19 protein-coding genes are annotated in these 19,762 nt (G+C 71.6%); 13 read left to right on the top strand and 6 right to left on the bottom strand.

The genetic code is table 11. From position 1 onward, the window contains the following. Positions 1 to 88 precede the first annotated feature (88 nt). From AC2D8W_RS03670 to AC2D8W_RS03620, 11 genes are all read left to right on the top strand, one after another. Positions 89 to 1,162, top strand: a complete 1,074-nt coding sequence (locus AC2D8W_RS03670; protein ID WP_484670377.1) for a phytase — start codon at positions 89 to 91, stop codon at positions 1,160 to 1,162. 255 nt (positions 1,163 to 1,417) lie between these two features. Then, on the top strand, positions 1,418 to 2,926 hold the full coding sequence (gene ftsZ, locus AC2D8W_RS03665) for a cell division protein FtsZ (RefSeq protein WP_484670376.1): 1,509 nt from the start codon (positions 1,418 to 1,420) through the stop codon (positions 2,924 to 2,926). Between the two features lie 78 nt (positions 2,927 to 3,004). Next, complete coding sequence (locus AC2D8W_RS03660) at positions 3,005 to 3,220, top strand: hypothetical protein (protein ID WP_293485390.1); 216 nt, start codon at positions 3,005 to 3,007, stop codon at positions 3,218 to 3,220. Between the two features lie 203 nt (positions 3,221 to 3,423). After that, positions 3,424 to 4,311: a UDP-3-O-acyl-N-acetylglucosamine deacetylase gene (gene lpxC, locus AC2D8W_RS03655; protein ID WP_484670375.1), complete on the top strand. Its 888-nt coding sequence runs from the start codon at positions 3,424 to 3,426 to the stop codon at positions 4,309 to 4,311. An 88-nt stretch (positions 4,312 to 4,399) separates the two neighbouring features. Next, the gene (locus AC2D8W_RS03650) at positions 4,400 to 5,011 is read left to right on the top strand and encodes an MSMEG_1061 family FMN-dependent PPOX-type flavoprotein (protein WP_484670374.1); all 612 of its coding nucleotides are present in this window, start codon (positions 4,400 to 4,402) and stop codon (positions 5,009 to 5,011) included. Positions 5,012 to 5,146: 135 nt separating this feature from the next. Continuing rightward, positions 5,147 to 6,106 carry an outer membrane protein assembly factor BamD gene (locus tag AC2D8W_RS03645; RefSeq protein WP_484670373.1) on the top strand — a complete coding sequence of 320 codons (960 nt, stop codon included), beginning with the start codon at positions 5,147 to 5,149 and terminating at the stop codon, positions 6,104 to 6,106. A 39-nt stretch (positions 6,107 to 6,145) separates the two neighbouring features. Continuing rightward, positions 6,146 to 7,843 (top strand): DNA repair protein RecN, encoded by a 1,698-nt coding sequence (gene recN / locus AC2D8W_RS03640; protein WP_484670372.1) that lies wholly within the window; start codon positions 6,146 to 6,148, stop codon positions 7,841 to 7,843. Positions 7,844 to 7,905: 62 nt separating this feature from the next. Beyond that, positions 7,906 to 8,889, top strand: coding sequence for an alpha/beta fold hydrolase (locus AC2D8W_RS03635; RefSeq protein WP_484670371.1), 984 nt, complete (start codon positions 7,906 to 7,908; stop codon positions 8,887 to 8,889). A gap of 72 nt (positions 8,890 to 8,961) precedes the next feature. Next, on the top strand, positions 8,962 to 11,052 hold the full coding sequence (ligA, locus tag AC2D8W_RS03630; RefSeq protein ID WP_484670370.1) for an NAD-dependent DNA ligase LigA: 2,091 nt from the start codon (positions 8,962 to 8,964) through the stop codon (positions 11,050 to 11,052). Beyond that, positions 11,049 to 12,236 (top strand): class I SAM-dependent methyltransferase, encoded by a 1,188-nt coding sequence (locus tag AC2D8W_RS03625; protein WP_484670369.1) that lies wholly within the window; start codon positions 11,049 to 11,051, stop codon positions 12,234 to 12,236. Before ligA ends, AC2D8W_RS03625 begins: the two co-directional genes overlap by 4 nt. Positions 12,237 to 12,297: 61 nt before the next feature. Next, positions 12,298 to 13,155 carry a crotonase/enoyl-CoA hydratase family protein gene (locus AC2D8W_RS03620; RefSeq protein WP_484670368.1) on the top strand — a complete coding sequence of 286 codons (858 nt, stop codon included), beginning with the start codon at positions 12,298 to 12,300 and terminating at the stop codon, positions 13,153 to 13,155. A gap of 18 nt (positions 13,156 to 13,173) precedes the next feature. Here AC2D8W_RS03620 and AC2D8W_RS03615 read toward each other — a convergent pair whose 3' ends face one another. Both AC2D8W_RS03615 and AC2D8W_RS03610 read right to left on the bottom strand, forming a co-directional pair. Next, positions 13,174 to 14,007 carry a class I SAM-dependent methyltransferase gene (locus tag AC2D8W_RS03615; RefSeq protein ID WP_484670367.1) on the bottom strand — a complete coding sequence of 278 codons (834 nt, stop codon included), beginning with the start codon at positions 14,005 to 14,007 and terminating at the stop codon, positions 13,174 to 13,176. Continuing rightward, positions 14,007 to 15,821, bottom strand: coding sequence for an aminopeptidase P family protein (locus AC2D8W_RS03610; protein ID WP_484670366.1), 1,815 nt, complete (start codon positions 15,819 to 15,821; stop codon positions 14,007 to 14,009). The genes AC2D8W_RS03615 and AC2D8W_RS03610 overlap by 1 nt, the downstream gene beginning before the upstream one ends. Before the next feature lie 115 nt (positions 15,822 to 15,936). Between AC2D8W_RS03610 and AC2D8W_RS03605 the strand changes: the two genes are divergently transcribed. Further along, on the top strand, positions 15,937 to 16,380 hold the full coding sequence (locus AC2D8W_RS03605) for an ABA4-like family protein (protein WP_484670365.1): 444 nt from the start codon (positions 15,937 to 15,939) through the stop codon (positions 16,378 to 16,380). Beyond that, positions 16,380 to 16,724 carry a GIY-YIG nuclease family protein gene (locus AC2D8W_RS03600; RefSeq protein ID WP_484670364.1) on the top strand — a complete coding sequence of 115 codons (345 nt, stop codon included), beginning with the start codon at positions 16,380 to 16,382 and terminating at the stop codon, positions 16,722 to 16,724. Before AC2D8W_RS03605 ends, AC2D8W_RS03600 begins: the two co-directional genes overlap by 1 nt. A 4-nt stretch (positions 16,725 to 16,728) precedes the next feature. On the opposite strand, the gene AC2D8W_RS03595 is transcribed toward AC2D8W_RS03600, so the two are convergent. The 4 genes from AC2D8W_RS03595 to AC2D8W_RS03580 all read right to left on the bottom strand — a co-directional run bounded on the left by AC2D8W_RS03595 (position 16,729) and on the right by AC2D8W_RS03580 (position 19,754). Next, the gene (locus AC2D8W_RS03595) at positions 16,729 to 17,595 is read right to left on the bottom strand and encodes a 50S ribosomal protein L11 methyltransferase (protein WP_484670363.1); all 867 of its coding nucleotides are present in this window, start codon (positions 17,593 to 17,595) and stop codon (positions 16,729 to 16,731) included. A 44-nt stretch (positions 17,596 to 17,639) separates the two neighbouring features. Then, positions 17,640 to 18,113, bottom strand: coding sequence for a hypothetical protein (locus AC2D8W_RS03590; RefSeq protein WP_484670362.1), 474 nt, complete (start codon positions 18,111 to 18,113; stop codon positions 17,640 to 17,642). Positions 18,114 to 18,164: 51 nt separating this feature from the next. After that, positions 18,165 to 19,133 carry a magnesium/cobalt transporter CorA gene (gene corA, locus AC2D8W_RS03585; RefSeq protein ID WP_293484889.1) on the bottom strand — a complete coding sequence of 323 codons (969 nt, stop codon included), beginning with the start codon at positions 19,131 to 19,133 and terminating at the stop codon, positions 18,165 to 18,167. Positions 19,134 to 19,442: 309 nt separating this feature from the next. Next, entirely contained in the window at positions 19,443 to 19,754 is a 312-nt protein-coding gene (locus tag AC2D8W_RS03580) for a GIY-YIG nuclease family protein (protein ID WP_484670545.1), read from the bottom strand. Positions 19,755 to 19,762 lie beyond the last annotated feature (8 nt).

Genomic DNA, 19,762 nt, shown 5'->3' with positions numbered 1-19,762 from the left:
GGCGATTCCGGTCGCGCTGCGGCGGCGAGAGCCCGTCTGTCATGGGGGTGTCATCAAACTGTCGGCGACGGCGGCCCATACGGCGGCCATGCGCATCGCCGCTCTCCTTCTGGCCGCGAGCCTCGCCCTCGGCGCCTGTGCGACGCTCGATCCCGAGGCTGTCTCCGACTCGCGGGGCCAGACGGTCGGGGCCGGCAAGCCCGTGCTCGCCACCGCCGAGACGCCGGCGATCGGGGGCGGGGGCCGCGACGCCGCCGACGACCCGGCGATCTGGGTGGACTCCAGGGACCGCCGCCGCGGCGTGATCATCGGGACCGACAAGGGGGCCGGTCTCCATGTCTACGACCTGGCCGGACAGCCGCTCCAGTTCCTGCCCGGCGGGCGGCCCAACAACGTGGACATCCGCGACGGCTTCCCGACGCCGGCGGGGCAGAGGGTGCTGGTGGCGGCCTCGGACCGGGGCCGACCGGGCGCCGGCGCGGCGCTGTTCTTCCTCGATCCCGACAGCCTGAAGCTCACCCTGTGGAGCGCCGTGCCGGTGGATCTGGCCGAACCCTACGGCCTGTGCCTGGCCCGGCGGGGCGAGGCGTTCCTCATGATCGTCAACGGCACGGACGGCCAGGTGCGCCAGCTGCGGGTCTCGGCGCGCGCCGACGGGTCTGCGCAGGTGGTCGAGGAGCGCCGCTTCGCGGTCGCGTCCCAGCCGGAAGGCTGCGTCGCCGACGACGCGCGGGGCCAGCTCTACCTGGGCGAGGAGGCCAGGGGCGTGTGGCGCTTCGACCTGGGCCTGGGCCAGCCCGCGCCGGAGCTGATCGCCGAGGCGCCGTCCCAGATGCTGATGCCCGACGTCGAGGGCCTCGCCCTGCTCGAGGATGACGCCGGCGCCTGGCTGATCGCCTCCAGCCAGGGCGACTCGGCCTTCGCGGTCTGGAACGTCGGCGAGGCGCAGACCGTCTATCACGGCCGTTTCAGCGTGGTCGCCGGCAACGGGGTCGACGCGGTGACCGGCACCGACGGGGTCGCCGCTCAGGGCCGACTCGCGGGCGCCTTCGCCAACGGTCTCATCGTCATGCAGGACGACGTCGATGACGGGCCGCCCGGGGCGAAGCAGAACTTCAAGCTCGTGTCGTGGGACGCCGTGAAGGCCGCTCTGGGCCTCTAGCCCGAGGGGGCTCGGAGCCTCGCCCGAGACCGCGAGGCACAGCGCCGCAGCGTTACTGTTGAGCTGTTCGCGTTTCCTTGGCGGCGCCTGCGAAAATCCCCTTAGGCGAAGCTCGATCCAGTTCCGACTCAATGTATGCGGTTAACACTCGATTAAGGGTGTCGGCGCGTACTTAACGCATCGTTACTCCGGGTGCGCCGGGCGAGGGGTGCCGGGCGCGCTAGACCGCAAAACTGGGGAAGGACGAAGCGTCCCATGACCATCTCACTGTCCGCGCCGCGCGCGACCGAGTTGAAGCCTCGAATTGTCGTGTTCGGCATCGGTGGGGCGGGCGGCAACGCCGTCAACAACATGATCGACGCCGGCCTCGAGGGCGTCGAGTTCGTCGTGGCCAACACCGACGCCCAGCAGCTCCAGTTCGCCAAGACCGAGCGCCGCATCCAGCTCGGCGTGCAGGTCACCCAGGGCCTCGGCGCCGGCGCGCACCCGGAAGTGGGCATGAGCGCGGCCGAGGAGAGCATCCCCGAGATCGGCGAGCACCTGGACGGCGCGCACATGGTGTTCATCACCGCCGGCATGGGCGGCGGTACGGGCACGGGCGCGGCCCCGATCATCGCCAAGTGCGCGCGTGAGCGCGGCATCCTGACGGTCGGCGTGGTGACCAAGCCCTTCCACTTCGAAGGCCGCCACCGGATGCGCCTGGCCGACGCCGGCATCGGCGAGCTGCAGCGCTACGTCGACACCCTGATCGTCATCCCCAACCAGAACCTGTTCCGTGTCGCCAACGAGCGGACGACCTTCGCCGAGGCCTTCGGCATGGCCGACCAGGTCCTGCACTCGGGCGTGCGCTCGATCACCGACCTGATGGTGCTGCCGGGCCTGATCAACCTCGACTTCGCCGACGTCCGCACGGTCATGACCGAGATGGGCAAGGCGATGATGGGCACGGGCGAGGCGAACGGCGAGGACCGCGCGCTGATGGCCGCCCAGAACGCCATCCAGAACCCGCTCCTCGACGAGGTGTCGCTGAAGGGCGCGAAGGCCGTCCTGGTGAACGTCACCGGCGGTCTCGACATGACCCTCCTGGAAGTGGACGAGGCGGCCAACGCCATCTCCGAGCAGGTGGACCCCGAGGCCAACATCATCTTCGGCGCCGCCTTCGACCCGACGCTGGAAGGCAAGGTCCGCGTGTCGGTGGTCGCCACGGGCATGGACGGCGCCTCGATCGCCGCCATCGAGCCCAAGATCGAGCGCCGCTCGCTGTCGGTGGAGCCGCTGCGCGCCACCGTGACGCCCCGACCCGAGCCGGTCGCCGAGGCGCCGGTCCTGGAACCGGTCGCCGCCGTGTCCGCGTTCGAGGCCGAGGCCGCGCGCGAAGAGGAGCAGCCCGACATCTTCGCGCCGCCGCTGGCGGCCGAAGCCCGGAGCGAGCCCCTGGCCGCCGCCAGCGAGCCTGCGCCGCTCACGCGGATCGTCGACCCCGCCGCGGCCGAGGACAAGGACACCGACGACGCGCCGCTCTTCGCGGAGCCGGCGTTCGAGCCGCGAAAGCCGCGCGGCGGGTTCCTCTCGATCTTCGGCGGGCGTCCGCGCTTCGACGCCCCGCCGGCTCCGGCCGCGCGCGAGGCCGCCCCCGCGCCGCGCCCGGCCCCCGCGCCGAGCCGCGGCGGCGCGCAGCCGCTCGAAGCCCAGGCGCCCGAGGACGTGGCCGACCAGAACGAGGACCTGGAGATCCCGTCGTTCCTCCGCCGGCTGGCGAACTAGAAACGGTCGCGAAATCGTCACTCCGCTGAAAAGCGGGGTCTGTTAGAACCTCCCGGAGCCCACTCCGGGAGGTTTCGCATGTCGAGCCGCATCATCTGGGTGTCGCCGCTGGCCGAGGGGTGGGCGGTGCTTTGCACCGGCCTCGAACCGCTTGTGTTCAGGTCGGGCGCGCGGGCCGAGGCGTACGCGAAGCGCCTGGCCGACCGCATCGCGCCGCTGGGACGCGCCGTGCAGGTGCGCGTTCTCGACCGGTCGCGCAACCTCGTGGGCACGCAGCTCTACCCGGCGGTCTGAGCGGTCCGCGAAGCGGCTGGCGACGTTCGCCCTGCCGCCGATTTGCGCAGTAGAATCAAGGGCCCGGCGGCGAGGCCGTTAAGGCTCGGTTCACCGAAACATTGCGAAACACGAAGTGCTTTGCTGCGGTGCATCAACCAGCTTAGCCAGCGCGTTGGGGGCAAAGGTCGGCTTCGCGCCGCGTTGTTGCAGGAAGGTCCGCCTTGGCCGCGTTCCAACATACCGTCCGGTCGCCGGCGCTGTTCGCCGGGATCGGCGTCCACACCGGGGAGTACACCCGCGTCTCCGTTCGCCCGGCGCCCGCCGACAGCGGCGTCGTGTTCGTGCGCACCGACGTGAGGGACCGCGACAACGCGATCCCGGTGGCGGGCGAGGCCGTCTGCAAGACCCAGCTGGGCACCGTCATCGGCAACGCCGCCGGCGTGACGGTCTCGACCATCGAGCACCTGATGGCCGCGCTGGCCATGCTGGGCGTCGACAACGCCGTGGTCGAGGTCGATGGCCCCGAAATGCCGATCATGGATGGTTCGGCCGCGCCCTTCGTGCGGGTGCTGGACCGCGCCGGGCTGCGGACCCAGGAGGCGCCGCGCCGCTACATCGAGATCCTCGACACGGTCGAGGTGACCGAAGGCGACAAGCGCGCCAGCCTCTCTCCGGCGGACGGCTTCGAGGTGGCGTTCACGATCGTGTTCGACAGCGCGGCCATCGGCCGGCAGAGCGTCGACCTCCCCATGGACGAGGCCGCCTTCCGCGCCGAACTCGCCGACTGCCGGACCTTCGGCTTCCTGAGCGACGTGGAAGCCCTGCGCGCCATGGGCCTCGCCCGCGGCGGCAGCCTGGAGAACTGCGTCGTCCTGGACGGCGATGTGATCCTGAACCCCGAGGGGCTGCGCCGGCCCGACGAGTTTGTGCGCCACAAGGCGCTGGACGCCATCGGGGACCTCTATGTCCTGGGCGGTCCGGTCCTCGGCCGGTTCGAAGGCGTCTGCGCGGGGCACGGCCTCAACAACGCCCTGGTCCGCGCGCTGCTGGCCCGGCCCGACGCGTGGCGCGTGCGCACCCTGGTCGAGGACCTCCGCGAAGCGGTCTGATCGGCAGACATCGTCGTCGGCGACGCCCTGCCAGCTATCTCTTGCGAACGGTTCGCAACTGGGGCCTAATGCGCGCCGGAGGTGCGCCATGCCCGATGATGCGAGCGCCCAGCTCGACGAGCTCTACAAGCCGCCCCATCCGCTGACCGTGGCCAAGGACATCGGCTGGGTCGACAAGCACGGCCGCCGGTTCATCGAGCTCTCGCCCTTCGTCGCCCTGGCGACCGTGGGGGCGAACGGCGCCGTCGACGTCTCTCCGCGGGGCGGCGGGCCGGGCTTCGTCCACGTGGCCGAGGACGGGAAGAGCCTCCTGATGCCCGATCGCCCGGGAAACAACCGACTGGATTCGCTGCGCAATGTGGCCGAGGGCTCGGGCGAGGTGGGGATGATGTTCATGATCCCCGGCGTCGACGACATCTACCGCGTCAACGGCCGCGCAAGCCTGGTGGTCGACGAGGCGCTCGCGGCGGGCTTCACCGAGTTCGGAAAGGTCCCGAAGTCGCTGCTGCGGGTCGAGGTGCGCGAGGCCTACCTGCACTGTCCCAAGGCGCTGATGCGCGCCGATCTCTGGGGCGACAGCCACCGCGTGGATCGTTCGACCCTGCCGTCGCTCTCGGACATGATCACCGAGCAGCTGGGCGTGGAACGGCCGAAAGCCACCCATGCCGAGCAGGTGGAGAGCCTTCGCCAGACCCTCTGAAGCCGCGCGCTGCGACCCGGCGCGCCGTTTGCTCGCCACAAGTCGTAGTGTAGATAGCGACTCTTACGCGTTGGGGCGCGCGCCGGTCTTGAGGTGAAGGTGTTCTTGGTCCGCAAATCCAGTCGCGTCGTACTCGTGGCCGCAGCGTGCGCGCTCGCCCTGTCGGCCTGCTCCAGCAACAAGAAGAACAAGCCGCGCCTCGCCTACGAGGAGCGGCCGGTGGAACTGCTGTACGCCACAGGGGCCAACCGGCTCGACCGTCGCCAGTGGGCCCAGGCGGTCGCCTACTTCCAGGAGGTCGAGCGTCAGCATCCGTATTCGGAATGGTCGCGCCGCTCGATCCTGATGCAGGCCTACGCCCACTACGAGTCGAACGACTACGCCGAGGCGATCGGCGACGCCGACCGGTTCATCCAGCTCTACCCGGGCAACCCCACCGCCGCCTACGCCCACTACATCAAGGCCATCTGCTACTTCGAGCAGATCGTCGACGTGAACCGCGACCAGGCCGCCACCGCCCAGGCGCTGGAAGCGCTACGGGACGTGGTGCAGCGCTATCCGCGCACGGAGTATGCGTCGGACGCCCGGCTGAAGATCGACATGGTCAACGACCAGCTGGCCGGCAAGGACATGACCATCGGCCGCTGGTACCTGCGCAACGGCGACACCCTGGCCGCCGCCAACCGGTTCAAGACGGTGGTCGATCGCTACCAGACCACCAGCCACACCCCGGAGGCGCTGTACCGCCTGGTCGAGACCTACCTGACGCTGGGCCTGCTCGAGGAAGCCAAGCGGAACGGCGCGGTGCTCGGCTACAACTACCCGGGCGATCCCTGGTACAACGACGCCTACAAGCTGCTGACGTCCAAGGGCCTGCGGCCGGCCGTCGAGCCGAAGTCGGGCGGGCGGGGCTTCATGCGGCTGCCGTTCACCAAGGACAAGCAGCGGACGGTGAAGCCGCCCGCGGCCGCCGCGGCGCCTGAATCCACGACCGAAGCGGCCACCACGGCCGAGGCGCCGGCGCCCGCCGAGACCGCCGCCGTGGACGCGCCCAAGAAGAAGCGCTTCCGGCTTCCCTTCACGAAGAAGGACTAGGCCTTCAAAGGGGGCCGATTCCCGGCGACATTCCCCGCCATGCTGATCGGTCTGCAGATCCGCGACGTGGTGCTGATCGAGGCCCTCGACCTTTCGATCGGGCCGGGCCTGACCGCGCTCACGGGCGAGACCGGCGCGGGCAAGTCGATCATCCTGGACGCCTTGGGCCTGGCCACCGGGGCGCGCGGCGACGTCGGCCTCGTGCGGCGCGGCGCGTCGCAGGCCGTGTCGACGGCGGTATTCGCGCCGGCGCCGGCGCACCCTGTGTGGGACCTGCTGGAGGAGAAGGGGCTCGCCTACGCCCGCGACGAGGACCTCGTCCTGCGCCGGACGCTGTCGGCGGATGGGCGCAGCCGCGCCTTCGTCAACGACCAGGCCACGGGCGTCGGCGTGCTCAAGGAGCTGGGCGAGGCCCTGCTGGAAGTGCATGGCCAGCACGAGACCGTGGGCCTGCTGGACGCGCGCACGCATCGCCCGCTGCTCGACGCCTATGGCGGCCTGGAGGGGCAGGGGCGGGAGGTCGCCCACGCCTGGACCATTTGGCGCGAGGCGCAGGCCCGGGTCGAGGCGCTGAAGGCCGACGCGGCCCGCTCGGCCGCCGAGGTGGAGGAGCTGACCTTCCGGCTCGCCGAGCTGGATCGGCTGGACCCCCGCGAGGGCGAGGAGGCGGCGCTCGCCGAGGAGCGCGCCATCCTGGGGGCGGCCGAGAAGGCGCTCGCCGACATCGGCGCGGCCCGCGAGACCTTCGACGGCCTGGGCGGCAAGGTCGCCTCGGCCATCCGGGCGCTGGAGCGCGCGCGCGACCGTGCGCTCAGCGCGGGCGCCGGAGCGGAAGGTCCGGCCGTCAGCCGCCTCGCCGCCGCCGCCGAGGCCCTGGACCGTGTGCTGAGCGAGGCCGCAGAGGCCGAAGCCGCGATCGACGCCGCCGCGGAAGCCTTCGACTTCGAGCCCGACCGCCTGGAGAAGGCCGAGGAGCGCCTGTTCGACCTGCGGGGCTTGGCCCGGAAGCTCAACGTCGCCGTGGAAGGCCTGCCGGCGCTCAGGGCGAAGTTCGCCGAACGCCTGCGCGCCGTGGAGTCCGCCGAAGGGGCGCTGAAGGCCGCGGAGGCGGCGGCACGGGACGCCCGCGGGGCTTACCTCGCTTCCACAGAGGTCCTGAGCCGGGGCCGCGCGGACGCCGGCGAACGCGTGGCCGGGGCAGTGATGGCCGAGCTCTCGCCGCTCAAGCTGGACAAGGCCCGCTTCCGGGTCGCCGTCGAGCCGCTGCCCGAGGAGCGGGCCGGTCCGAACGGCCGCGACCGGGTCGCCTTCGAGATCGCCACCAATCCCGGCGCCCCGTTCGGCGACCTGGGCGCCATCGCGTCCGGCGGCGAACTCGCCCGCTTCGCCCTGGCGCTGAAGGCGGCGCTGGCGGGACGCGGCGCGGGTCCCCAGCCGCTGATGATCTTCGACGAGGTGGACCAGGGCGTCGGCGGGGCGGTGGCGGACGCCGTGGGACTGCGGCTCAAGCGCTTGGCTTCGGCCGCGCAGGTGCTGGTGGTCACCCATAGCCCGCAGGTCGCCGCCCGCGCCGAGGCCCATTGGCGGATCGCCAAGGCCGGTGACGGCGAGCGCGTGCGGACGACCGTGGAGGTGCTCTCCCCCGCCGACCGCGAGGAGGAGATCGCCCGCATGCTCGCCGGCGCCCAGATCACCGACGCCGCCCGCGCCGCCGCACGGGCGCTGATGGACGCCTGACCGGGCGAGGCGGAACTTCCGGGGTGCTGGCCTGTTGGTGGGGCCCGCCTCAGGAAACACCCATGCCTGCCTCCCGCAACGTCGGCCGCCGGGCCGGCTATGCCGTCGCGATCGCCGGCGGCCTCGCCGCGCTCGCCCTCACCAACCATCTGATGGCCCGAAAGGCCGAAGCGCGGCATCCGCCCCGGGGCCGCTTCGTCACGGTCGGCGGCGTGCGGCTCCATTACCTCGAGGCCGGCGAGGGGCCGGCGGTCGTTCTCGTGCACGGCGTCGGCGTCATGGCCGAGGACTTCGCGCTGAGCGGCCTCCTCGAGTCCCAGGCCCGCAACGGGCGCGTCATCGCCTTCGATCGCCCGGGCTACGGCTACTCCGAGCGCCCCCGAGGCCGATCCTTCACCGCGCGCGACCAGGCGCGGCTGCTGCTGGACGCCATGACGGCCCTTGGCGTGGAACGGGCGTTCGTCGTGGGCCACTCCTGGGGGACGTTCGTGGCCGCGCATATGGCGCTGTTCGCGCCCGACCGCGTGACCGGGCTGGCGCTCGTCTCCGGCTACTACCGGCCCACGCCGCGGCTCGACTCGGTCGCGCTGGCCGGACCGGGCCTGCCTGTCGTGGGGGACGTCCAGCGCTTCACCCTCGCGCCGCCGACGGCGAGGCTGCTCACGCCGGCGATCCTGAAGCACCTGTTCGCCCCCGCGCCCGTGGCCGGGCGCTTCCGTTGGGAGTTTCCGATCCCGCTCACGCTGCGGCCTTCGCAGCTGCGCGCCAGCGCCGCGGACTCCGGTCGGATGGTCCGGGAGGCCAAGGTCCTGCAGCACCTGCTGCCCGGGCTCGCGACGCCGACGCTGGTGATGGCCGGCGCCGGCGACCGGCTCATCGACCCGCACCAGTCGCAGTGGGCCGCCCTGCAGGCCCCCGACGCGACCTACGTCAGCCTGCCGGGCGCCGGCCACATGGCCCACTACAGCGCCGACCTGCGCCTGCAGGCCGAGATACAGGGCTTCCGCGCACGGGTGGACGCCGGACGGACGCTGTCGGCGGCCTGACCGCGCCGTCACCCGGCCCGCGCCGCCGGAGGAGGGTTCCGCCCGGGCGGCGGAGCGGGTTAGACGTTCGCCATGGCCAAGGACGTCGCCGCCCTCACCGAAGCTGAAGCCGTCGAGGAGCTGACGCGCCTCGCGGACGAGATCGCGCATCACGACATCGCCTATTTCCAGCACGACGAGCCGGCGATCAGCGACGCCGACTACGACGCGCTGAAGCGTCGCAACACCGAGATCGAGGCCCGCTTCCCGCACCTGGTGCGCGACAACTCGCCGTCGCTGCGGGTGGGCGCGGCGCGGTCAGAGCAGTTCGCGCCGGTCGAGCACGGCGTGCCCATGCTGTCGCTGGACAACGCCTTCTCGGACGAGGACGCGCTGGAGTTCGACGCGCGCGTGAAGCGGTTCCTGCGGCTGGACGAGGAGGTCGCCTACACCGCCGAGCCGAAGATCGACGGCCTGTCGTGCTCGATCCGCTACGAGAAGGGCCTGCTGGTCCAGGCGGCGACGCGCGGCGACGGCCGGGTGGGCGAGGACGTCACCGCCAACATTCGGACGGTCAGGGACATTCCGCACCGGTTGGCGGGTTCGGGGTGGCCCGACGTCGTCGAGATCCGCGGCGAGGTCTACCTGGGGCACGCCGAGTTCGCCGCCTTGAACGCGGCCGCCGAGGCGGCCGGCCAGAAGACCTATGCCAACCCCCGCAACGCCGCCGCCGGGTCGCTGCGGCAGATCGATCCGAAGATCACGGCCCAGCGGCCGCTGCGGTTCTTCGCCTACGCCTGGGGCCATGTGAGCGCCCCCTTCGCGGAGACGCAGTGGGAGGCGTTGCGCAAGCTGAAGACCTGGGGCTTCCCCGTGACGCCGCAGTCGCAGTGCGTGAAGGGGCCGGAGGGACTGCTCGAAGCGTACCGCAGGATGGAGGCCGAGCGGCCGCACCTGGGCTTCGACATCGACGGCGTGGTCTACAAGGTCGACCGCCTCGACTGGCAGGGCCGCCTGGGCTTCGTGAGCCGCGCGCCGCGGTGGGGTGTGGCGCGCAAGTTCCCCGCGGAGCAGGCCCGGACGGTTCTGGAGGCCATCGACATCCAGGTGGGCCGCACCGGCGCCCTGACGCCCGTGGCGCGGCTCACGCCCGTCACGGTGGGCGGCGTGGTGGTGACCAACGCGACGCTGCACAACGCCGACGAGATCGCCCGGCTCGACGTGCGGGTGGGCGACACGGTGGTGCTGCAGCGCGCCGGCGACGTGATCCCCCAGATCGTGCGGGTGATCCCGGAGGAGCGGCCGCCCGGCGCGGAGCCCTTCGCCTTTCCGCACGTCTGCCCATGCCCGCTGCACACCGAGGTCGTGCGGGAGACTACGGCCTCGGGGGCCGAGACCGTGGTCCGCCGCTGCTCGGGCGAGTTCGCCTGTCCCTTCCAGAAGCTCGCGCACCTGCGCCACTTCGTCAGCCGCCGCGCCTTCGACATCGAGGGCCTGGGGGAGAAGCAGCTCGTGCTCTTCTCGGAGAAGGGCTGGTTGAACTCCCCGGCCGACATTTTCCGGCTGCACACGCGGCGGGACGAGATCCTCGCCATCGATCGGTTCGGCGAGACCAGCGTCGGCAACCTGCTGCGCAACATCGAGGAGCGCAGGTCGATCCCGCTGGACCGCTTCATCTACGGCCTGGGCGTCCGCCACATCGGGGAGACCACCGCTGTGGTCATGGCGCGCGGCTACGGCGGCGTGGACGCCTTCCTGGAGGCCATGGACAGGGTCGCCGCGCGCGATCCCGAGGCCGTCGAGGAACTCGACGCCATGGACCAGATCGGCGACGCGGTGATCGAGGCCGCCGCCGCCTTCTTCGCCGAGGACCACAATCGGGCCATGGTCCAGGACCTCAAGAGCCAGCTCCAGGTGCTCGACGCCGAGAAGCCTAAGACCGACACGGCGGTGGCGGGCAAGACGGTCGTCTTCACCGGCAGCCTGGAGCGGATGACCCGCGACGAGGCGAAGGCGCAGGCCGAGCGGCTGGGCGCCAAGGTCTCGGGTTCGGTGTCGAAGAAGACGGACCTGGTGGTGGCCGGGCCCGGCGCGGGGTCGAAGCTGAAGACCGCGACCGAGCTCGGGATCCAGGTCATGACCGAGGACGAGTGGATCGCCCTGGTGGACGGTGGGGCGCCGTGAGCGGGGCGGTCTCCAGCGATCAGCAACTGGCCATCGGCTTCGAGCGCCTGCGCTGCGGGTTCCTGAACCAGGCCGAGCTGATCTTCCTCGACCTCCTGGCGCGCGAGCCGGCCAATGCCACGGCGTTCCGCCTGCTGGGGGTCAGCCGGTGCAAGATGGGACGCGTGGCCGAGGGGGTGGCGGATCTGCGCCGGGCGGTCGAGCTGTCGCCGGACACCGAGGTCTTCTGGAACGACCTGGCCGCGGGACTGCGCGAGATGGGCGACCTGCCGGGCGCCCAGGCCGCCTACGCCCGGACGGGAGCCTTGCGCGACCCCAGGCTCGCGCCGCTGATGCCGCTCGAGACGCTGGTCTTCGCGACCGATCGGGCCGTGCACACCTTCGAGCAGTTCGACTACCCCTACACCGCGCGCATCCGGTACGGCGCCGGCCACCCGCCGCACGCGCGACTGGCCGAGATCATCGGCGCGGGACGGGACCGCTACGCGGCGCTCCTGGAACAGATGGCCCGGATCCAGCCCGACCTGGCGGAGATCCCGTTCGGCGGCACGGGCGAGGAGCTGACGCCCTACTGGCTCAACGCCTGGTACCCGACCCTGGACGGCATGGCGCTGACCGCGATGCTGCGCTCGCTCAACCCGGCGCGCATGGTCGAGATCGGGTCGGGCATGTCGACCAAGTACGCCCGCAACGCCATTCGGACCTACGGACTGCGCACGCGCATCACCTCGGTCGATCCGCAGCCGCGCGCCGATATCGACCAGCTCTGCAACCATGTCATCCGCAAGCCGCTGGAGGCCTGCGCGCCCGAGATGTTCGACGCCCTCGGGCCGGGGGACATCTTCTTCCTCGACAGTTCGCACCGCGCCTTCCAGGGCTCGGACGTCACCGTCTTCTTCCTGGAGATCCTGCCGCGGCTGAAGCCGGGCGTGATCGTGCACATCCACGACGTCTACCTGCCCGACGACTACATCTCGGGCCACGTGCACCGCATGTGGAACGAGCAGTACCTGCTGGCCACGGCGCTGCTGTTCGGGGCCGAACGGTTCGAGATCCTCTTCCCGGCCTGGTTCGTCTCCCAGGACCCGGCCTTGCGGGCCCAGGCGCGGGCGGCGGTGTGCCGCGGCGCCCTGGAGACCCTGGACCTCTACGGCGCGTCCTTCTGGATGCGGGTGCGGCGCTGAGGCGGGGCTTCCCTTCCGTGCGGTGAGCCGTGGTCCGTTCGGGTCTCGCGCCGGAGGACCCATGAGCAACGCATTCGAGACCGCCTGGACCTGCTTCGACGTCACCCTCGTCGGCAAGGTCGCGCACATCCGCCTGAACCGGCCCGAGGCGTTCAACGCGATGAACCGCGCGTTCTGGAGCGAACTGCCGGCCATCGTGCGCGACATCGACGACAACGCCCGCGCCCGGGCGATCGTCATCTCCTCGACCGGCAAGCACTTCTCGGCGGGGATGGACCTGCAGAACTTCTCGGGCGTGGGCGAGGGAGGCGGGCACGGGGGCGACCGGTGGTCGGCGGCCGAGGCCTCGCGCCACCACCTGCGCTCGCTCCAGGACACCTTCTCGTGCCTCGACGAGGCGCGCGTGCCGGTGATCGCGGCGATCCAGGGCGGCTGCGTGGGCGGCGGCGTGGACCTGACCAGCGCGTGCGACATCCGCTACGCGAGCGCCGACGCCTTCTTCTGCGTGCAGGAGATCAACATCGGCATGACCGCCGACGCGGGCACCTTCCCGCGGCTGTGCCGCCTGATCCCCCAGGGCTGGGTTCGCGAGCTCGCCTACACGGGCCGCCGCCTGCCGGCCGCGCAGGCGCAGGCGATCGGATTGGTCAACGCCGTCCTGCCAGACCACGAGGCGGTGGTGGCGCATGCGCTGGCGACGGCGGCCGAGATCGCCGGCAAGGCTCCGCTGGCCGTCGCGGGCTCCAAGGTGATGATCAACTACGCCCGCGAGCACGGGACGGCCGCCTCGCTCGACTATCTGGGCGTCTGGCAGGCCGGCATGTTCGCCGGACCGCACATGGCCGAGGCCTTCAAGGCCAGGCAAGAGGGCCGCGAGCCGCAGTTCCCCGACCTGGTCCCCGTCCGCCGCGGCATGTGACCGGCGGCGGACGCCGCGTCAGGGGGCGCGGGCCGTGACGATCCAGGTGGCGGAGTCGAGGCGCAGCCCCTCCGGGCCCACGTGGGGGGCCAGCGCGGCGCGCACGGCGTCGATCACGACCCCGGCCTTGTCCGGGTTCTCGCGCAAGAGGCCGCCCAGCGGTCCGACCTTGAGCGCGAGCCCGACCGAGGTCTCCAGGTCGCCCGCGCCCACCTTCTCGGCGTGCGGCGTGAGCGCGACATCGCGGAAGCCGGCGTCCGCGAGGATGCCGCGAACCCGGTCGCCGTCGGCGAACGCGAAGGGGCCCGGCGCGCCCGGCGTCGGCGGCGCGGGCGGCGGCACGTGCGCCAGGGCCGCCTGCATCGGCAGGGTCATGATCGGGTTCTCCGACGGGTCGCGCCAGCAGATGAACGCGAGCCGGCCGCCGGGCTTCAGCGCGCGGCGCAGGTTGGCGAAGGCCGCGACGGGATCGGCGAAGAACATGACCCCGAAGCGGGAGAAGAGACCGTCGAAGGCGCCCGCCTCGAAGCCGTAGGTCTGGGCGTCGGCCTCGACGAAGCGCACCCCGCCGACGCCCTCCGCCCGCTGGCGCGCCACATCGAGCAGCGTGCCCGAGATGTCGAGCCCGGTGACCGATCCGCCGGGGGCGACGCGGCCTGCGAGCTCCAGCGTGGTCTCGCCTGCGCCGCAGCCGACGTCGAGGATCGCCTCGCCCGGCTTCGGGTCCAGCGCGGCCATCGCCGCCCGCCCGAGCGGGGCGAGCTGGCGATCGAGCGGCGCCTGCATGGCGGCCCAGGTGGGGCCGGCGCTCAGGTTCCAGTACTCGGCCTGCGCGGCGTTGGGCTCGGTCATCAGAGAGGCTCCGTCACGGCTTCAAGCCAGGCCCGCACCTCGGGTTCGAGCAGCGGCCCGATCTGGTCGCGCACGCGGGCGTGATAGGCGTCGAGCTGGGCGCGCTCGGCGGGGGTCAGCATGTCGGCCACGATCAGGCGCCGGTCGATGGGCGCCAGCGTCAGGGTCTCGAACCCGTGCATTGGGCGCTCGCCGCCGGGGATCGCCTCGGCCTCGGTCACCACCTGCAGGTTCTCGATGCGGATGCCGTAGCCGCCTTCCTTGTAGTAGCCGGGCTCATTGGAGAGGATCATCCCGGGCCGCAGCGCGACGCTGTTGGGCGCCTTCGAGATCCGCTGCGGGCCCTCGTGGACGCCCAGGTAGCTGCCGACGCCGTGCCCGGTGCCGTGGTCATAGTCGAGGCCGTGCATCCACAGCGCCTGGCGGGCGAGCACGTCGATGGCCGACCCTGTCGTGCCCGCGGGGAAGCGGATCGCGGCCAGGGCGAGATGGCCCTTCAGCACCAGGGTGAAGCGTTCGCGCATCTCGGCGCTCGGCTCGCCGATGGCGACCGTGCGCGTCACGTCGGTGGTGCCGTCCAGGTACTGGGCGCCGGAGTCGATCAGGAGCAGGGAGCCTTGCTCGGTCCGCTTGTTGAGCCGCTGCGTCGGCCGGTAGTGGACGATGGCGCCGTTGGAGGCCGCCCCGGCGATGGTGTCGAAGGACAGGTCCTTCAGCGCGCCCGTGGCCTCGCGGAAGCCTTCCAGCCGGGTGACCGCCTCGACCTCGTCGGGTGGGCTCTGCTGGCCGTCCGTCGCGACCCAGTGGAGGAAGCGCGTCAGGGCGGCGCCGTCTCGGACGTGGGCGCGGCGGGCGCCTTCGATCTCGACGGCGTTCTTGCAGGCGCGGGGCAGGGCGCAGGGATCCTCGGCGCGGATCACGCTCGCACCGGCCTCGGCCAGGGTGTCGAAGTACCAGGCCGACGACTGCGCCGGATCGACGACCACGCTCTTGCCCTTCAGCTCCGCCAGGGCGGCGGGGAGGTCGTCGGGCGTCTCGAGCCGCACCTGGTTGCCGAGCCAGGCCGGCAGGTCGGGGGTGACCTTGGCGGGATCGAGGAAGAGGCGCGCCGTCCCGTCCTTGGCGAGGATGGCCTGCCCGATCGGGAGGGGCGAGCGGATGACATCGCCGCCGCGCACGTTGAACAGCCACGCGATGGAGGCCGGCGCGGTGAGCACCGCGGCGTCGCCGCCCTTGCCGCCGACCAGCTGGCCGACCCGCGCACGCTTGGCCGACGACTCCTCGCCGGCGAACTCCAGCGCATGGGGCACGACTGGCGCCTGCGGCTGCGGCGGGCGCGACTGGCCCCAGGCGCGGTCCAGGGGATTGTCGTTAACCGCCACCAGCTCTGCGCCCGCCTTGGCGGCGGCGTCGCGCAGCCGCGAAAGCGCGTCGGGGCTGTGCAGGCGCGGGTCGTAGCCGATGCGCTGGCCCCGCGCCGCGGCGCTTTCGAGGTAGGCCGGCACGCCGCCTTCCACGAGGTCGCGGATCTCGAAGAGACCGGTGTCGACCTGGTCGCGGACCTGCAGCGTGTAGCGGCCGTCCACGAACACCGCGGCCTTGTCCTTCAGGATCACCGCCGCGCCGGCCGAGCCGGTGAAGCCGGTGGCCCAGGCGAGGCGGTCGTTGGCGGCCGGCAGGTACTCGTTCTGATGCTCGTCCTCGTGCGGGACCAGGAAGCCGTCGAGGCCCTGCTGGGCCATGGCCTGGCGGATCAGCGGCACGTGGCGGGGGCCGAACGAGGGATCGGTGCTTTCGTCGAAGGTCTGTCGCATGGCGGGGATGTAAGCGGTTCCCCGGGGCGGAGCAAAGGCCTCTCGGCGCGCCAATTTATCCGGGTATAATTGACTCGGCGGCCGTCCGGGCGCATGGGAGGGCGGGGAGGGGCCCATGTCACCCGAGCAGATATTCAGCATCGTCAACTTCGCCGCCCTTCCCGGTTGGGCAGCGCTGGCCCTCGCGCCGCCGCGGCGGGACCTGGCGGTGCTGGCCGCCCGCGTGGTCGTCGCGGCGCTGGCGGCCGTCTACCTGGCGGCGCTGGTCGGCGGCATGCTGGGAGTCGGCGCCGACAGCGGCCGGCCGGCGGGCATGCCGGACTACACCACGCTCGCCGGCGTGGTCGCCCTGCTGGGCAATCCGTTCGGCGCGACGATCGGCTGGACCCACTTCCTGGCGTTCGACCTGTTCGTGGGCGCGTGGCAGGTCGAGATCGCGGGGCGTCGGAACATTCCGCACTGGATGGTGCTGCCGTGCCTGGCGCTGACCTTCATGTTCGGCCCGATCGGCCTGCTCGCCTTCTTCGGCGTCCTGGCGCTGCGCCGGAGGCCGGCGTGATGGACAAGTCGGCGCGCCGGGAGGCCATCCGGGACTTCAAGGAGCGAGGCTCCGTCGCCGGCGTCTACGCGATCCGGTGCGCCGCCACCGGGGAGACCTGGGTGGCGGGCGCACGCAACATCGGCCCCGCGCAGAACTCGATCTGGTTCTCGCTGAAGCAGGGCGCGCACATGAACCGCGCGATGCAGGCGGCGTGGACGGCGCACGGCGAAGGGGCCTTCACCTACGAGGTGCTGGAGCGCATCGACGGCGAAGAACTGACGCCGCTCGGGCTCGCCGACCTCGTCAAGGACCGCACCCGCCACTGGCTGGCCGAGCTGGGGGCGAAGAAGGCGGTGGGCTGAGGCCTCAGCCGCGCCTCAGCACCAGGGTCGCCCAGGCGTCGCGATGCAGCCGCCGGACCAGCCGGAACCCCTTCGACTGGTAGGCGGCGAGAACGCGCCGCTCCTGGGTGCGCAGCAGGCCCGACAGGATGGCGACCCCGCCGGGCTTCAGGGCCAGCCGGATGTCCTGCGACAGCGCCACCAGCGGCGGGGCGAGGATGTTGGCGAACACCAGGTCGTAGGGCCCGTCGTCCCGGACCCGCGCATGGTTCAGCCCGGAGGCGTGGACGAAGCGGGCCGGCGCGCGGTTGAGCGCGGCGTTCTCGTTGGCGATGCGCACCGAAGGGCCGTCGATGTCGGTGCCGACCGCGATGCGCGAGCCCGTCCGCGCGGCGGCGATGGCGAGCACCCCGGTGCCGCAACCGACGTCGAGCACGCGCTCGAACCGGCGGGCCTTCAGGAGGTCGTGGTAGGCCTGCAGGCAGCCCACCGTGGTGCCGTGGTGGCCGGTGCCGAACGCCGCCCCCGCCTCGATGCGCAGATTGACGGTGCTCGCGGGGGCCAGTCCCCGGTCGTGCGCGCCGTAGACGAAGAAGCGGCCCGCGCGCACCGGCGGCAGCCCCGAGAGCGCCATCGCCAGCCAGTCGGCGTCGGCCAGCTTCTCGGTGACCACGCGCAGGGTCGGCCAGCCGCCCAGCACGCGGGAGATCGCCGCCTGCTCGCCGGCCTCGTTGGGGAAGGCGTCGATGCGCCAGACGTCGCGGTCCTCGTCCTCTTCCAGGATCGAGAAGGTGAGGGCCTCGGTGGCGGGGTCGGCCTCGAGCGCCGCCGCGGCGGCTTCGGCGTCGGCGCGGGGGCCGCGGGCGATGATCTGAACGGCCTCGTCGGTCATGGGCGCGAGGCTCTAGCGGCTGGCGCGCGCGAAGGCGAGAGGGATCAGCCGGAGATGACGGCTTCGCTGTCCAGATCGGCCGGAGGAGGCGGCGGCGCGGGCAGGTCGCCCTCGTAGTGCGTGTTCCCGCGCATCGAAGGATAGATCGGCTCCTCCCGCGGGGGCTCGACGTAGGACGCCATCGTGACCGGCGAGGGATCCTCGTAGGCCATCACGTCGCCGCGGGTCTCCGCGTCGTGGTCGAGCGCGGCGTCCTCGGCGTGGACGGCAGGCTCGTACGCCGGCCGCGTCGCATCGGTTCCGACCACATAGTCGGGCAGGCTTCCGGCGTAGCGCGCGACGCCGGCGTCGTCGGCGGCGAGCATCCGGCGCGGACCGCTTTCGCCCATCAGGATCTGGGGTCCGGCCGCCTCGCGCTCGTCGAGCGTGGGCTGCAGGGCGCCGCCGAGGAGGAGCCCGGTGGCGCAGGCGATGGGGAGGCCCAGAGCCAGTCGCCGAAGGTCATCGTTTCGCAACATCCGCATCGGCGGCAAAGCGCGCATCGCGGCGATTGGTTGCGGCTCAGCCGGTCAGAGCCACTTCGCGCGGCGGAAGACGAAGTAGAGCGCCAGCATGACCGTCACCACGAAGCCGAGGACGGCGAAATAGCCGTACTTCCACTGCAGCTCGGGCAGGTATTCGAAGTTCATGCCGTAGATGCCCGCCACGGCCGTGGGCACCGCCAGTATCCCGGCCCAGGCGGCGAGCTGGCGGGTGATGGCGCTCTGCCGCTGGCTCTCGAAGAGGTTGGCGACTTCGAACACCGACGACAGCACGTCGCGGAGCTGCTCGATGGCGCTGGAGACCCGCCGGACGTGGTCGCCCACGTCGCGGAAGTAGGGCCGGATCGCCGGGTCCATGAACGGCATGTGCAGATGCTCGAGCCGGGCGCACACCTCCTCCATCGGGCCCAGCACGCGGCGGAACCGGACCAGCGACTGGCGCAGGTTGAAGATGTGCGTCACGTCCTCTCGGCTCAGGAACGCGTCCAGCGCGCGCCGCTCCATCTCCAGCACCTCTTCCTCGATCGCGTCGACGATCGGCTGGTAGCTGTCCACGATGAAGTCGAGGATCGAGTAGAGGACGTAGGCGATGCCGTTGCGCAGCAGGGTGGGCGCGCCCTCCAGGTGCCGCCGCACCTCGGTGAAGCCCCGGTCCGAGCCCTTGCGGATGGTGATCACGATGTTGCGGCAGAGGAAGGCGCAGGTCTCGCCGTAGATGATCTCCTCGCCCTCCAGCCGCCCGGTCCGCGCGGCGACGAAGACCTGCTCGCCATAGACGCTGACCTTGGGCAGCGGATGCTCGCAGAGCACGTCCTCGATGATCAGCGGATGCAGGTTGAACCGGTCCTGCAGGACGCGGAGCTCGTCTTCGGTGGGGTCGACAAGCCCGATCCAGGCGAACTGGTGCGGCTGGATCGGCCGATCCTCGGGCTCGTGCAGCCGAAGGTGGCGCAGCCGATGACCGTCGGAATACACCCTGGCCGCCGCGATCGGCATCCGCGCGAGACTCCCCTCAAGCTCGACCGGAGGAGACGCCAAGGCGCGGGCTTAGGCCACCAAAAAAACTTGCCCGGCTTCCCGTCATCCCCCGGCTCGCCCGGGGGATCCACTGGGCGCGGCGCCCAAGCGGCCGGCTCGCAGTGGCCCGGACGAGCCAGGCCATGGCGGTGAAATGTCATCGCCCGGTTCATCCGGGCGATCCATGATCGCTGGCGGTCGTGATGAGGACCCGGGCCGCCGAACGTCTCGGGTCGCCCATCCATAACGATGTTCATGGATGGCCCGGACAAGCCGGGCCATGACGGACTACATCGAAGGTGGCCGCGCCTGCAGATGGGAGAGCGGACCCTCGGCCCTGAAGAACTGGGGGAAGAGGTCTGCCCATTCTGGATTGTCGCGCTCGATCAGGTTGATCTTCCACTCGCGCTTGTACTTCTTCAGGCGCTTCTCACGATGGATCGCCGCCTCGATTTCGTCGTGCCATTCGATCCAAGCGAGGCGCTTCACGCCGTACCGCTTCGTGAAGCCGTCGAAGATGTCCTCGCGGTGTTGAGACACTCGCCTAAGGAGGCTGCTTGTGACCCCGACGTAGAGGGTGCCGTGCCGTGGGCTCGCCATCATGTACA

It is taken from the genome of Phenylobacterium sp. T106 (assembly GCF_057219735.1).
Note: the sequence above shows the minus strand (reverse complement) of the source record. Positions and strands in the feature narration are given on the sequence as shown.